Annotated in this window: 15 protein-coding genes; 4 read left to right on the top strand and 11 right to left on the bottom strand. The window is 39.6% G+C overall.

What is annotated here, in order from left to right:
• The first annotated feature begins 54 nt into the window (after positions 1–54).
• A complete protein-coding gene (locus tag BGP78_RS06970; protein WP_119860723.1) occupies positions 55–1065 on the top strand; it encodes a tetratricopeptide repeat protein in 1011 nt (336 codons plus the stop codon).
• Positions 1066–1157: 92 nt separating this feature from the next.
• Here the strand turns inward: BGP78_RS06970 and BGP78_RS06965 are convergent, their stop codons facing one another.
• The 4 genes from BGP78_RS06965 to BGP78_RS06950 form a co-directional block, all read right to left on the bottom strand.
• On the bottom strand, positions 1158–2000 hold the full coding sequence (locus BGP78_RS06965) for a hypothetical protein (RefSeq protein WP_119860722.1): 843 nt from the start codon (positions 1998–2000) through the stop codon (positions 1158–1160).
• 266 nt (positions 2001–2266) lie between these two features.
• A complete protein-coding gene (locus tag BGP78_RS06960; protein WP_119860721.1) occupies positions 2267–4510 on the bottom strand; it encodes an NAD(P)-binding protein in 2244 nt (747 codons plus the stop codon).
• A 32-nt stretch (positions 4511–4542) separates the two neighbouring features.
• Positions 4543–5502 carry an acetoacetate decarboxylase gene (locus tag BGP78_RS06955; protein WP_119860720.1) on the bottom strand — a complete coding sequence of 320 codons (960 nt, stop codon included), beginning with the start codon at positions 5500–5502 and terminating at the stop codon, positions 4543–4545.
• 22 nt (positions 5503–5524) lie between these two features.
• Positions 5525–6121, bottom strand: coding sequence for a hypothetical protein (locus tag BGP78_RS06950; protein ID WP_119860719.1), 597 nt, complete (start codon positions 6119–6121; stop codon positions 5525–5527).
• A gap of 328 nt (positions 6122–6449) precedes the next feature.
• Between BGP78_RS06950 and BGP78_RS06945 the strand changes: the two genes are divergently transcribed.
• Positions 6450–7262 (top strand): TIGR02285 family protein, encoded by an 813-nt coding sequence (locus BGP78_RS06945; protein ID WP_119860718.1) that lies wholly within the window; start codon positions 6450–6452, stop codon positions 7260–7262.
• Positions 7263–7267: 5 nt separating this feature from the next.
• Here BGP78_RS06945 and BGP78_RS06940 read toward each other — a convergent pair whose 3' ends face one another.
• The 6 genes from BGP78_RS06940 to BGP78_RS22630 all read right to left on the bottom strand — a co-directional run bounded on the left by BGP78_RS06940 (position 7268) and on the right by BGP78_RS22630 (position 12414).
• Entirely contained in the window at positions 7268–7840 is a 573-nt protein-coding gene (locus BGP78_RS06940; protein WP_119860717.1) for a YceI family protein, read from the bottom strand.
• A gap of 1 nt (position 7841) precedes the next feature.
• Positions 7842–8405, bottom strand: a complete 564-nt coding sequence (locus BGP78_RS06935) for a cytochrome b (protein ID WP_119860716.1) — start codon at positions 8403–8405, stop codon at positions 7842–7844.
• Between the two features lie 177 nt (positions 8406–8582).
• On the bottom strand, positions 8583–9965 hold the full coding sequence (gene ccoG, locus BGP78_RS06930; protein WP_119860715.1) for a cytochrome c oxidase accessory protein CcoG: 1383 nt from the start codon (positions 9963–9965) through the stop codon (positions 8583–8585).
• Positions 9966–10110: 145 nt separating this feature from the next.
• A complete protein-coding gene (locus BGP78_RS06925; RefSeq protein WP_119860714.1) occupies positions 10111–11547 on the bottom strand; it encodes a sigma-54-dependent Fis family transcriptional regulator in 1437 nt (478 codons plus the stop codon).
• Positions 11548–11685: 138 nt separating this feature from the next.
• Entirely contained in the window at positions 11686–12180 is a 495-nt protein-coding gene (locus tag BGP78_RS06920; RefSeq protein ID WP_119860713.1) for a peptidylprolyl isomerase, read from the bottom strand.
• A gap of 57 nt (positions 12181–12237) precedes the next feature.
• Positions 12238–12414 (bottom strand): hypothetical protein, encoded by a 177-nt coding sequence (locus BGP78_RS22630; RefSeq protein WP_182912240.1) that lies wholly within the window; start codon positions 12412–12414, stop codon positions 12238–12240.
• A gap of 142 nt (positions 12415–12556) precedes the next feature.
• Here BGP78_RS22630 and BGP78_RS06915 point away from each other — a divergent pair, with 142 nt between their 5' ends.
• Positions 12557–13021, top strand: a complete 465-nt coding sequence (locus BGP78_RS06915) for a GNAT family N-acetyltransferase (RefSeq protein ID WP_119860712.1) — start codon at positions 12557–12559, stop codon at positions 13019–13021.
• 42 nt (positions 13022–13063) lie between these two features.
• Here BGP78_RS06915 and BGP78_RS06910 read toward each other — a convergent pair whose 3' ends face one another.
• Complete coding sequence (locus BGP78_RS06910; RefSeq protein ID WP_119860711.1) at positions 13064–13624, bottom strand: NAD(P)H-dependent oxidoreductase; 561 nt, start codon at positions 13622–13624, stop codon at positions 13064–13066.
• A 129-nt stretch (positions 13625–13753) separates the two neighbouring features.
• Between BGP78_RS06910 and BGP78_RS06905 the strand changes: the two genes are divergently transcribed.
• On the top strand, positions 13754–14116 hold the full coding sequence (locus tag BGP78_RS06905) for a helix-turn-helix domain-containing protein (protein ID WP_119860710.1): 363 nt from the start codon (positions 13754–13756) through the stop codon (positions 14114–14116).
• Positions 14117–14256: the final 140 nt, after the last annotated feature.

The raw sequence follows: 14256 nt of genomic DNA, 5'->3' as shown, positions 1-14256 counted from the left end.
ATATCGAAAAACAGCCTATATTTTCTCTTTTAGAACACTTAATTAAGGTAGCTGATGAAATTATTTGCAAATGTTTTTTTGCTTGTATCAATTCCGTTAGCAGCTGAAAATATTGAAAATAAGCTCCAAGAAGCCAAGGACTACCTCACAGTTGACCCTGCACAGTCCTTACAGTTGCTAAGTACAATAACGGAGATGAAAACTCTCACAGTTCCACAACAAATAACCAAACATATCATTACAATGCGCGCGTCAGTTCCCACTGGTAAAACCACACTATTAATTGACTCCATTGACGCCGCTTTTCATCATTATCAACACCCAATATTCATTGAAAACCTAACCACAATAACCAGTGCTCTAGGTATCTGGTTAAGAAAAAATAACTATTTAGATGACGCTCAAATCAGTTTTGAATGTTCATACCGAAATGCTAAAAATAATAGACATAAACTCATATTAACCAATAGCCTTGCATTATTAGCTCGACAGCTTGACGATCTAGACAAAGCAAAAAAACTTTACACCACAGCAAAGAAGTTAGCGCGAGCATCTCAACAAAAAAATGTACTTGCAATAATAGAAAATAACCAGGGAATGATTGCGTTAGAAGAAGGAAAAGTCACACTCGCTGAGCAACACTTTAGAAAAGCACTCATTGGGTATCAGAATTTAGATAAGCGTTCAGGTCAAATATCAGCAGGGCTAAACCTACTATTTGTTTTTGTAATTCAAAAAAATCAGATTAATTTTGAGCGGCTTTATGAGCCAACTTATAATCTCACAACCGCTTTTCCAAATGAAGAAAAAAATGCATTATTATTTTGGCTAAATATGCGTTTTTTACAGCTACAAGGTAAACAACTGACGAAAAATGATCATAAGCATCTGAAAAATAATTACTTGCTCATTGAAGATAAAAAACTAAAAATGCTGGTCAATAAGTATATTGCACCTCACTTTAACTTTAAAATAGTTAAAGTACGCTATGGAAATAAAATATTTAGCCGGCTCTGGTTTAAACATGTAAAGTCATGTGATTGGAAAAATAGCAGTAATCTATAGACCACTGCTATTGATTTTCATGAAGGTATAAATAATCTAGCCTTTACTTGATCAGGTTATATTAAAGTACCAGTTCATGAATAATTATAAAATCAGTCTAAATTAACTTTTTTAATATTAACGTTCATTACGCCGTCGCCTGTTGCTTCATTGCCAATTAAAAACAATGACAGGTCACTTGTTGACTCAATATACACCGGTGCGTCATTTTTCAAAGTTTTGAGTGTTCGATCTCCATTTCCTGCTAGAAATGAAATACCCAACGTTGAATAAGAACCACCAGACGTATTTAATTGCGTGTTATTATCAATCAATGATACGGAGTAAGTAACACCGCTCTCAATCTGATAAGTAACTACTTCGCCAACTCCTGCGCCTAGTACATTCTGAGCTGCGTCAATGGTAACAATATCGCCACTGATTTTTGACAGCCCAGTGACTGATACGCGAACATCGGTGATAACAACATCCGTATTTGTAGTATACGGAGTAAACGCAATTTTACCCTCACTGATAAAGCTTTTTGTAAACCCTTCGGCCAAATTAAAGCAGCTAGAAAAGGTGGGGTTTGCTAAACTTGAACCACGGCCGCTAGAGCTATTATTACCGCGACTACCACCTGCGTATACAAAATAACTATACAGATCAACACCAGCACTGCCAGGCGTTGAACCTGAGCCTGAATACTGCGTATCTAATTCAAAACACACCTCATTAACACTTAACAGTTGCTGTGATATATCAACATGCGCTTGGGCATAACTTGCGAGATATCCCTGAGCATAGTTTTTTGAGTCTAAAGCGCTTCTATCAGGTTTAGAAATTTGCAATGGATACTGGCTTTTCAAAGTAGGTGAAAAATCGTTTGTGATCACAGTGGCATTTGCGGAAAGTGAAAATAAGAATGCCGAAGCAAGAATTGTTTTATTAAACATACATCGTCCTTTTTAATCTAATACACTGCATAGTCCTCTACGCAGGCCGCGCAGTATATTAAAATATTCATATATGTCAATACTATAAAAATAACCGCTAGCTATTGATCCCTCCTTTATAGACAGGTTAGTAGTTAAAAAATAAAATCCGCAGTCCACTTTAATAACAAAGTGGCCATTCTATGCCGGCCACCAGCCAAACATGCCATCATATTTTCCTAATGGTCACGTCACTGCTAAATCAGTCTACCCTCACCGTGAGGTACCTATGCACCATCTGGTTCGAAGCCAAACTCGCCAGAAATATGCTCGGGATACCCTGATATTGCTCTTGCCGTAAGCATTCCAGCCATAACCGCAGCTTCAACGCAGCCAGCGTTCACGCCAGTTTTTATCCAATCACCGGTAATATATAAATTTTGGAAATCAGTACCGTCAGTCGCTAATCGATATGCGCTGCTACCGCTGACCGATAAAACATACCGTTCCGATGGGTCTACATTGACTCGCCAATACTGATCATTGAATCGCTGCTGGCCAACAAGGCTCGGCTCACTATGTATTACAGACCAATCAAACTGACCAGCAACATAAGCATTCGGCCATAAAGGCTGCATTTCAATATTTAATTTATTGAGCGCATTTTGTTTCACTTTGGCTTTTTCACGTTTATCAAATTCATGATCGGTTATTGGGGGGTAACTATCACAGCTAAATGCACTACAGAAATACGCAATATTAACAGGGCCATTACTCGGCCAGTCCTCTTTAGATAACAAATTCGACATCGCTGCCCAAGTATCAAATGGCTGCGAAAATGCACTTAAAATGGGCCGCTCTTCACTAGCTGGTGTGTAATTAAACCCAAGTTCTTCATCTGTTTTATTCAACCATACCTGAAACGCCTGTGTTGCCACTGTTTTAACGTGTTCAGCCTGCGCTGCTAATTTCGCATCTTGGTGAAGTAACTCGGGGCACAAGTGCTCTAATGACGCAACGGATATACCAAAAACCACTTGGTCAAAGTCGATACCACGTTTAAGCGTTTTTGTCGGCAACGGCTTATTGAATTCAGCTTGGTATATTTGCGGCCAATTAGTCCAAAAAGACTCCAAGTTAATAGAATGCGATCTAATTAAATCAGCTTGCCTCGCATCAATTTGATCTAATAATGGCTGAGCGGGCCAACATGGCAAGCCTTTTACATCTACCAACGGGTCATACTGCTCATTTATCAGCGACACTTGCTGAGTGATAACAATATCTTCGACATAATGCGTCCCACCTGCTTCGGTGTTGGCCGTTAATGATTCTACTTGACTGAAAAACTCGAATTTAACGCCCCGCTGTTTTAGCAATTCGTACACTGGAGAGAAAATCACGTCCCCCATGCCAGCTTGCATTTTCCACATTACGCCACCGTGATAACATAAAATGATCCGTAACATCGCTAAAGCCGCAACCCCAGCCTCTACATCGCCTTTCTTGAAATCTCCATCGACATAGCCAAAAACGAGATCATAAAATCCGCGCACTGGCGCAGACTCAACACTGTATGTTTCATTTGCACCATTATTTCGAAGCCACTGTTTAAAATCTACATGGTTTATTGACCCAAAGCCTTTTGAAAAAACTTTATCCTTGATCAGTCCCGTTACCATGGCAATGGCCAGATCGGCACAAATATAGGCACGACGAATATTGTCGTTTTCGTCCAGCATGTCGGCTACTTCACTATTTAACCAACGCTTGAGTTTTCTCACAACGTACCAAACAACCAGTCTGTCTTTAGGCTCACCCAAGTGCTTATCTTGGGCTCTTAATGTCAGTAAGCGCTGTAATTGATGCCCTAAAATACTCGGTGTTGACCAAATTTCTTTGAGTTCATCATGCGCACTATCAAAAAAATCTTCAACGTCATCTTCAATGTCATCGTATGCGTCTCTTACTTGCGACGCCAAATGCTGCAATAACCCCCGGTCTCGTCGCTTAGTTGTTTGTAATTTTGTTTGCTTGTGTGCTTTATCTACTTCGTATTCAATAGAGTCAACGAACTTTCGTAACCACGCAACTAACATCTCAACCAACTGCCAGAAGTGCAAATCGAGCGTCCCATCGGCGGGGTTCCCTTCAATAACCGGAAAATCAACAGGCCATGTTTGCCATTCTTGCTCGATATATTCTTGTAATACCACAAAACTGTGAGGTTTAAATGCGTCTTGCCAAGTGCTCAAAGGGTCTGAATTAGGGCGATCTAATTTGTTATAAACAGTTTCAATCATTTTAAACGAGTTGACATAGGCACCAAACCACACATGTAACCCATGTTCTTCAATACGTTCTGCAATTTGCGCATTACGACCACTCGCTCCCTTCCCTCCTAAACGCCAACCGAGCTGATGGACTGTAATATCGTAATGTGATTGCCAATCATCTTTTTCAGTTAAATAAACCGCTGCCGTCATAGCAGCAACACCACCACCTAAAATAGCAATTTTTTGTTGGGTCATAATCGCGTTTCCTTCTCTACTAAAATCAGTAATTAAGCTAAAGAGGTATGAATTTCGTAAGCACCATCTTGATCAAAATCCATACTGACATAATAGGGCAATACGGCCTGCTGCTCGCCAATTGCGATACCAAACATGTCGTCAAAAGGAAATGCATCGAGCTTATTAATCGTCACTCTGTATTCATCTTTTAAAAATCCAACCTTGTGGATTTTTTCAATCGTAGAAGGTGAATGAACCACCGCTTTGTATACTGACTCGTTCGCGAAGCCATCAGGAAATTGTTTGAACAAGATCTGATCCATTTGAGGATTTTTAAACCCTTCTAAAAACTGCTTTATTAGCTCAGCACTTATATTTAAGTCACCACAACTAGAATGCAGTAATTGAGATATTTCGTGACCAATTTCGACTAACTCTTCAAACCAGGTATCGTCATCTGCGATCCGCTTCACATTTAACAATTCATGGCAACGCATTTTTGTTTCTGGAGTAAAAGGATGAAAGGTATCTAAACTAATTGAAAAATAGTCAGCCTGTTTATACGAAGTTGGCATTTCATATCGACATTGATATTTATTGTATCCCCAAGTTTCTCGCCCATTAACTAATGCATTAATGTTGTTCACCGCAATAAATGCTGGGTACCAATATATATGACTTACTTTCTGATTTGCTTTACTGACTTGCGCAATAGGCAGCCATACTATGATGTCTGTCTCTTGCATCCAGCCATAATCACTAAATGGTGGGACTTTTGACGCGATATTTTCAATGTCTGTGAATGTCAGTAAACAATAAGAAGATAAGGGCTGAAAATAAAAAGTACTGCTTTGAACGGTATTTAATGTCGCATTAACAAACTCATGAATTTTTTCATAATCTCCGGCAATGAAAAACCCATACATCATGGCGTTTAACATTCTACACGGTGGCTTAGCAATTGGATTACCCGGAAAGTGTTGATAACGCCCATAGAGAGATTCAGTCATTGGCTGATGTCCTTTTTCTTCGTTATAAAGTGACCTCCACTTGATGATTTACAAGTGAGTCTTGAACGACAACTGCTTCTTGGTCGCACAAATGAGTATAGTGAAGATATGCGTATTTGTTGAAGTTTTGCGAAAGTGCATTCATAAAACCATGGCTGTATCTCGTACGAACACACTGAACACCAGAGACTGTTTTCAATCTAGAGATCACTGGTGAAATATCAAAATGATCTTCTTTGTGCGGAAAATAAAGATCAACGTGACATTGAGGGCGTAAATTCGTGTAATTACGTATTTGCCCCGGATAAAACCCTATCATTTTTTGCACGCGCTTCAATGGTGTAGCCGCCAGCGCTCGCCAAGCAGCTACCGCCCCAGCACTAAACGCCACAATAAAATCAGGTTGTTCGTTAATGAGTGCTTCTTTTACTTTAGAAGCATAGCCATCGTGGCCCATTGAGGTAATAAACCTGTCGTATGCTTGTTTTTCAGACTGCCCCGTTAAGTTTTGGCAGCAAGCATAAGGAGAGCATATCACCACTTTGGTGCCAAGCTCCTGTGAAAACGCATCTAGGTTGGGTGTGTGACCAAATATGTCACTGACAATGAGCGTAACCATATTATGTACTCTTCTTTGTGAGTTTTTATTTAGAAATTGTTACGCCAACCTCCGATTTTATCGGAAAATATTAACCTTAAGCAATTAAACTGTCGCATTTTATGCAGTTAATCATTTGTATTCCATTAAAACCAAACATATTATGCAGTGCTTAAGCGTTATTATTTACGGTTGGTACATATTAAGCGTAGCAGTGCTTTTTACTTTGTAAATTCAACAATACAATTTAATTACACTAAACTTACAAAAATATTCAGGCCATTTTTTTCTTTTTGCTACACTTAGTTAAGATTCCTATTACAGTAGTGACAATAAATTGCGAATAATAGTGTTAGTAATAATACTTTGGGCGCTTCCAATAAATGCTAAATCAATCAACTGGATACGTTTAGATTTTGCCCCATATTATATACTAGAAGGGCAACTACAAGGGCAAGGTAGAGATGAGTTAGTCATTCAACTCTTACACGACATGATGCCCGATCACACCTTTTCTAACAGTACGTTACCAGCCAGCCGCGCTATTCATGAGCTGTCTAATGCAAAAAAAACTAATTGCATGATTTCACTTTATAAAACAACAAATAGAGCGCGGTATATTCTATTCTCTGAACAATATTCAACGATAGGTTTATCACCTTCTATTGCGCTGCGAAAAGATATTATACAGGCGCTAAACTTAGCGCCAGGGCAACGAGTTTCGTTGCTTAAATTATTAAAAGAACATAAATTAACTGTTGGCGTGTCACTCAACCGCTCTTTTGGCAAAAAAATTGACTCTATATTGGCCACACTTCCCTCAGAGCAGTTGATACTGCGCCCCGGTAAAGATCCATTAAAAAGCCTAACCTATATGCTGTTAAAGAAGCGATTGGATTTAATCATTGGTTACCCGAGCGAACACTATCACTTACAAACGTTATTAGAGAATGGCAACGAACTCGCTCAATTAGTTATTAGTGAAACAGATGATATTACGCGCGGGTATGTTGGGTGTACAAAAAATGCTGCTGGGCTTGCGTTAATTAGTGAGATAAATAAAGCATTAGCCCCTTTACATGATGAGCCTAAATACAACGAAGTCATGCTTAAATGGCTACCCAATGAGCTTAAAGCACAATTGAACAGCCACTTACGCTAGCTAAATTACTTGCGGATCCCTTCGATGTGTAAACCAAGGTTAACGTGTGTTGAGGCTGGGCCTAAGTCATAGTCAATGCCATAGTCGGCCAATTTAATTTTGGTCGCACCTTCAAAACCAACACGGTAGCCACCCCAAGGATCACTGCCTTCACCTAGTTTTTCAATGTCAAACGCTATAGTTTTTGTCACGCCATGCAAGGTAAATTTACCTGTTACCTTACCATTTGTCTCATCGCTAAAGCTGATACTTGTGCTCTCAAAGGTCGCCTTTGGATACTTACTCACGTTTAAGAAATCACTACCTCTAAGGTGCTTATCTCTTTCTGCATGATTTGAGTCGATTGAACGCGTGTCAATGACCAGCTTGATTGCTGACTCATTTGGCTTTTTAGCGTCATAATTAAATTCGCCGTCAAACTGATTGAACCGGCCATGAAGCCAACTATAGCCAAGATGTTTAATTTTAAAATTAACAAACGCGTGCGCGCCCTTTGTGTCAATAACATAGTCAGCTGCACTGGCTGTGGTTGATGTAACGCACGCCGCTAATAAACCTGCGATTAAAAACTTTTTCATACTATTGCTCCTCTTGTGGTGAACACATTCTTTTTAAGGTCAAATCTTTCAATATCCAATGATGATATAGCGCTGCGCTGGCATGTATAACCACCAAGCCTATCAAGGCCCACGCTATGTATAGATGAACAACACCTGTAATATCACTTTGCTGTTCAAACAACTCACCAATACTGGGCAAAACAACTATCCCAAACACGTCAATACCCCGACCGTCAGCGGTTGAGATTAAATACCCTGATACAAACAAAATAAACAACAACGCATACATAGCAAGGTGTGCCAGTTTGGCAAGTCTATGTTGCAACTGATCACTTCTTTGAACACTAGTTAGGTCTTGCACAGACTCATTTGTTAGTTTCCAAGCCAAACGCAAAATGATGAAAGCGGCAACGATAACCCCTACGCCTTTATGAATAGTGAGTGCGTCTCTATACCAAGGGTCGTAGTAGCTTAAATCCACCATATACAACCCTAACCCAAACATAGCGAGAATGGCGCACGCACTGAGCCAGTGAAATACAATGGCTACCCAGCCGTAACTACGTTTCGTATTACGGAGCATACATAACCTCCTCATCAACTTTAAACATTGACGCTAGCTTACCGAGAAACTTTAGTGAATGATATGCACATAAAAACATAGTTAATGTGCGTATATGCACACAATGGTAATGCGTGTAAAAAAGCGCGGCACCAGAGGTAACCACGCAAAGTTTTGGGGGGAAGTTAAAACCTTTGTCTAATTTTTATAAAAGTAACTGTCTTTTGTAATAGTGATGCTGCTGTCTTCAAGTGCATCAATTGTGAATGTTATGGCTGTCGCTTTTTTACTTAGATCATACCCATCAGCAATAACGGTCACTGGCACCAAGTCCATTTCGCCCGCTTCAATCACAATTCTCGTCGGGACTTTTAAGGTCGCACCTGCTAATCCATCTAAGCTAATTTGATAGCTCATTGTCTGTTGCGTCTTATTAATAATACTTAAGGTATATGGGTTTTCGACCAACCCTTCATAATTCATACGATACAAGGCATTTCTGTCGCGAATTACCGACGCTTCAATAGGTGTACGATTAAATGCCCACACTATCATCGTTATAATGATCAGAGCAGTAAGAGAAGCATAACCTAGTAGTTTGAGCCTGAACGGATCTGTCTTTTTACCATTCGTTTGATTTTCACTTTCATAGCGAATGAGATTTTTTTCATAGCCAAATTTACTCATCGTGTCATTACATGCATCAATACACAGACCACAATTAATACACTCGTACTGCATGCCATTTCTAATATCAATACCTGCGGGACACACATCAACGCACAAATTGCAGTCTACACAGTCTCCTAATCCGGCTTTTTTGGGATCTTCTTTACGCTTTCTCGGGCCACGATTTTCACCACGCGCGGTGTCATACGTCACCACCAATGTGTCCTTATCAAACATCACAGCCTGAAAACGAGAATAAGGGCAAGCTACGGTACACATTTTTTCTCTTAAGAATCCCGCATTACCATATGTACAAAACGCAAACAAAAACACCCAAAAGCTAGTCACCCCTGACCATTCCAACAAGAACATATCTGCGTATAGTGTGTGTGCGGGAATAAAGTAAGCCATAAAAGACGTTGCAGTAAATACAGAGATCAGTAACCAAGCTGCATGCTTTAAGGTTTTTTTACGTACTTTGTCAAACGACCAAGGGGATTTATCTAGCTTGATCCGCTGATTTCGAGTGCCCTCTGTTTTGTGCTCAACCCACGTAAACAAAAGCATCCACACTGTTTGTGGACATATATAGCCACACCACACACGACCAAGCCAATTAGTTACAAAAAATAGCGCGAATGCCCCTGACATAAATATCCACGCTAAAATCATAAAATCCTGTGGTAAAAAGGTGGCACCAAAAACCCTAAACTGCTGCGTTGCTACGTCTAACAAAACAGCTTGTTTGCCTCCATATTGAATAAAGGGAATAGCGATAAAGGTTATCATCAGTAACCAACTTAAATAACGACGGATTTTTTGGAAGAAACCTTTTTGCTCACGAATATAAATGGGCCCCTCAGATTTATAGGGCTTAATGATCATATCTTCTTCTTTAATATCAAACTTCATAGTACTTGCTTTACATTGACAATAGACAGTTTGACATTTGCAAGTTTCAGACCAAACTGAAACTTTATTAAGCATTTGATTTAAAACAAAAATAAATTATATAACAAAAATACAATCGCGATATATCACGATTTGTGGCGATATATCACGAGGCAATGACCTTTCTAACTATCCCCAGCTTTTTCATTTTTGATCTGAGCGTACTTTCTGGCAGGCCCAGTTTCTTCGCTGCGCCATGCTCACCTGCAACACGCCAATGGCTCGCCTGCAACACTGATTCGATATGAGATCGCTCCGCATCAGACAGTAAATAACTCCCCTTTTGACCGCCATAATTGTCGCCAGATAAAGGTTGGCTCAAATGAAGCAATCGATGCGTGCCTAGTATCGCTTCTCTTTCTAGGATATTTTGTAACTCTCTGATATTTCCTGGCCAGTCATAGGCTTGTAGTTTTTTTATGGAGTCTTGTGCGACGCCTTTTAATTGTTTACCTAGCCGCTTATTTAGCTGAGATATGAGGTTCGCACACAGCACTGGAATATCTTCCTTTCGTTCTTTTAATGCAGGTACTCTGATTGGAAATACGTTCAAGCGATAATATAAGTCCATGCGAAATGTGCCACTTTCAACCATCGCCCATAAATCTCGATTAGTCGCAGCTATTACCCGTAAATCCACGTGCAAAGTTTGACTGCCCCCAACCCGTTCAAACTCTCTCTCTTGTAACACCCTAAGTAACTTACTCTGAGCCTCTAAGGGAAGCTCCCCTATTTCATCTAAAAACAATGTGCCTTTATCTGCTAACTCAAAACGCCCTTTACGCTTTTCGTTTGCCCCAGTAAATGCCCCTTTTTCATGGCCAAACAACTCAGACTCCAAAAGACTTGGCGTAAATGCAGCACAATTCACTTTTACAAATGGCATGGCTTGGCGATTACTTAAACGATGCAAATTACGCGCAACAAGTTCTTTACCTGTGCCATTTTCGCCTAAAATTAAAACAGTGCTATCAGTGGTGCTCACTAATTTAATTTGTTCCAACATGGTTTGAAATATATGGCTGTGACCGACTAACCCTGAGTCTTGCCAATCGGCGTTTAGCTCTGAGAGGAGGTATGAGTTTTCGTCTTTCAATTGTTCACTTAAACATTGCACCTGTGCTAATGCATCTCTTAAAGCACGTTCAGTATCATGCTGTTGAGACACATCGCGAAATATCGCGACCGCACCAATCAACGCACCATCTTTATAGACTGGTGTTGACGTATACTCAACAGCAAAGCAACTACCGTCTTTACGCCAAAAAACTTCATCTGTAATATGGCGATGCTTACCGTCAAACATAGTGCAATATATCTGGCATTCATCAGCAGGATACGGTGAACCATCCGCATGACTATGATGATGGTATTGATGTATTTTCTTCCCTAATAAATCATCTTCAGTCCACCCTGTCATTCTTTCTGCTGCAGGGTTTACAAAAACCGCATTGCCAGAAAGATCAAAACCATAAATGCCTTCTCCAACAGCATTGAGTAAGAGTTCTGGATCATTTAAAAATCGTTTTACTACGTTTGACATATTTAACCTCGCGAAATATCACGATCAAAATATCAAATTACACAGTGCTTGGCGAGTATTTGCCAAACCAGATTGAGTAAAAATCCCTTTTTATATAAGTAAAACAGCCTACTCGACTGCTTATCGCGATAATTGTACCTATTCTTTAATTGTGACTTGTTCAATAACAATCGGTTCATAAGGCACATCATCATGGCCGGCCACCATACCTGTTTTTACTTTTTCTATTTGTTTTATCACTTCTAACCCAGCCGTTACCTGACCAAAAGCGCAGTAGCCCCACCCTTCATTTGTTGTCGAGAAATGATCAAGAAACGCGTTATCAGCTGTATTAATAAAAAACTGTGCAGACGCTGAGTGCGGTGCGTCAGTGCGAGCCATTGCAATGGTGCCTAAGGTATTTTTCAACCCTCGATTCGCTTCATTGACGATACTCTCTCGAGTTGGCTTTTCTTTCATTTTGGCAGTGAAACCGCCTCCTTGGATCATAAACCCTTTAATAACTCTGTGAAAAATAGTGCCCTGATAAAAGCCATCCTCACAATACTGTAAAAAGTTCTTTCTCGTTACCGGTGCGGTAGTTGTATCGAGCTCTATCTCAATATCACCAAAATTTGTTGTAAATATAACCATTTTATTGCTTCACTTAGTTAGAAATTAATAACCATGTATAGTACGATTTTTTTAATATCAGCAATACACTTTCATTAAACAAATGAATAAATTTACACCCTTACAGCCAAACACAAATAAATCTCCCGCTGGCGCGCCATATTTCAATCCGTGAAATAACATAACCGCCACAATAGCCACTGTTCGCAATAAGTCTAAACCTGAATAGCGAATCGCATCCTTTTTACTAGCCATATAAGCCCACCTTTAATATAAAAACCAAGCTATCGGTTTAAAATTTAATACATTGTTTTCTATAGGACGCAATATAGCTTAATTGTCATACCAACCCAATCATGTCAATATCAGTGAATTAATTATCAGCAAAGGATGTAAAATGGACTTTATAAAACTAGGGTGTAAAAAGGAAATTAAACCCTTAATTGCAAAATGGTACTTTGATCAATGGGGTAAAAATATTCAAGACTCCACGCTCCTCTCATTTAATAGAAAGCTCGAAGACTATCTTAATATTGATCATATTCCCTTTGTCATATTAGCCATAGAAAATGGCACTGTACTCGGTGCAGCGCACATACGGTTCCATGAAATGACCATATACCCAGAAAAAACACATTGGTTAGGCGGTGTCTATGTTGATAAGCCACATCGCGCTAAAGGGGTAGCTACGTCGCTTGTGAAACACATGGAGGAATTGGCTATTTCGCTCAACATTATGACGCTCCACCTACAAACTGAAAATTTAACCGGAGGGTTATATGCAGCATTAGGTTGGCAACCCGATGAGCAAGTTAATTACAATGGTGTTGATGTACTCGTCATGTCTAAACAGCTGATATAACGATTTCTATATACTTGCTACCCATACAAACCCATCTAAGTTTCACAGGCATTTTAACCCATCAATAGTGTCAATGAGCCGGTTCGCATGGCATTCAGCTCTACGTTGAATGTCATTTTTACTCGTATTCCCCTGAGGTATACACACCATCCCATATGAAAGAATCGGGTTTATAAAATCCATACCACAAAAGTGTGCAGTTTGCTGCAAAGGCTTTAGAAAGTCTGACATTGCAAAGCTATTATGCCCACCAGGGCGATAACTCTCCTCAGGGCCTCCAATAGTTGTTGAAACCAACAATTTTTTACCTGATAACTTATTGCCTCCCTCTCCATATGCAAATCCATATAGAAGAACTGAGTCAACCCATGCTTTTAGCACGCTTGGTACACTATACCAATGCAATGGATACTGAAATACAATGAGATCACACTCTAAAAGTGCACTTTGTTCTGCTAATACATCTATTTTATAGTCGGGGTATAGCGCATATAAATCCTTCACCTTTATATCTAGCTTTTGCATTAAAGCGTCTAAGATAACCTTATTAGCATTAGAACTATTATTTATGTCTGGGTGTGCCAAAATAATTAAAGTTTTCAATTTATATTTTCCTTATGTAATAATTATATTTAAGCCTTTAGGTAATAGCATATAGAATAAAAGCAAAGCATATAAGTACGCACATTTAAGGTAGTTAATATCAATTTGTATACTAAGGAGTAGACCGTAATGCCCCACACAGACTATGACTGCAACTTAGGTTGCCCCATTGAAGCAACATTGGAAGTAATTGGTGGAAAATGGAAGTCAATTATACTTTATCATTTGATGGGAGAGACACTTAGGTTTAATGAACTGCGTCGAGTTATGCCCGAAATAACCCATAGAATGCTTACTAAGCAACTGCGAGAACTGGAGTATAGTCAATTAGTGAACCGAGAAGTATATCCAGAAGTACCACCAAGAGTTGAGTATTCTCTTACGCAATATGGCCAAACACTAGAGCCAGTCTTAAGTGCACTACAAGTTTGGGGTATAAACCAGGGCAAGAGCATGAAAAGACATTATAAATTCAAGACCTTTTCAAGGTAATCTGTACTGCGCATCGCTTTCTTTTGCTTTGCGGGCATACCTTTCTTAAAGCTCGTTTCAGCTTTTAGGTGATTAAAAGCGATATGCCTAAGCCCTGCGAACACTGATGCTGCTCCTTCACGCCTAATTCGGCAATCATC

This window comes from Pseudoalteromonas sp. MSK9-3 (genome assembly GCF_003590335.1).
Taxonomy (GTDB): domain Bacteria; phylum Pseudomonadota; class Gammaproteobacteria; order Enterobacterales; family Alteromonadaceae; genus Pseudoalteromonas.
This window is presented reverse-complemented; position numbering and strand designations above follow the sequence as displayed.

Excerpts from the sequence above, each read along its gene's own strand:
- BGP78_RS06970 (WP_119860723.1), top strand. The coding sequence starts at position 55 with ATGAAATTATTTGCAAATGTTTTTTTGCTTGTATCAATTCCGTTAGCA.
- BGP78_RS06965 (WP_119860722.1), bottom strand. The coding sequence starts at position 2,000 with ATGTTTAATAAAACAATTCTTGCTTCGGCATTCTTATTTTCACTTTCC.
- BGP78_RS06960 (WP_119860721.1), bottom strand. The coding sequence starts at position 4,510 with ATGACCCAACAAAAAATTGCTATTTTAGGTGGTGGTGTTGCTGCTATG.
- BGP78_RS06955 (WP_119860720.1), bottom strand. The coding sequence starts at position 5,502 with ATGACTGAATCTCTCTATGGGCGTTATCAACACTTTCCGGGTAATCCA.
- BGP78_RS06950 (WP_119860719.1), bottom strand. The coding sequence starts at position 6,121 with ATGGTTACGCTCATTGTCAGTGACATATTTGGTCACACACCCAACCTA.
- BGP78_RS06940 (WP_119860717.1), bottom strand. The coding sequence starts at position 7,840 with ATGAAAAAGTTTTTAATCGCAGGTTTATTAGCGGCGTGCGTTACATCA.
- BGP78_RS06935 (WP_119860716.1), bottom strand. The coding sequence starts at position 8,405 with ATGCTCCGTAATACGAAACGTAGTTACGGCTGGGTAGCCATTGTATTT.
- ccoG (WP_119860715.1), bottom strand. The coding sequence starts at position 9,965 with ATGAAGTTTGATATTAAAGAAGAAGATATGATCATTAAGCCCTATAAA.
- BGP78_RS06925 (WP_119860714.1), bottom strand. The coding sequence starts at position 11,547 with ATGTCAAACGTAGTAAAACGATTTTTAAATGATCCAGAACTCTTACTC.
- BGP78_RS06920 (WP_119860713.1), bottom strand. The coding sequence starts at position 12,180 with ATGGTTATATTTACAACAAATTTTGGTGATATTGAGATAGAGCTCGAT.
- BGP78_RS22630 (WP_182912240.1), bottom strand. The coding sequence starts at position 12,414 with ATGGCTAGTAAAAAGGATGCGATTCGCTATTCAGGTTTAGACTTATTG.
- BGP78_RS06915 (WP_119860712.1), top strand. The coding sequence starts at position 12,557 with ATGGACTTTATAAAACTAGGGTGTAAAAAGGAAATTAAACCCTTAATT.
- BGP78_RS06905 (WP_119860710.1), top strand. The coding sequence starts at position 13,754 with ATGCCCCACACAGACTATGACTGCAACTTAGGTTGCCCCATTGAAGCA.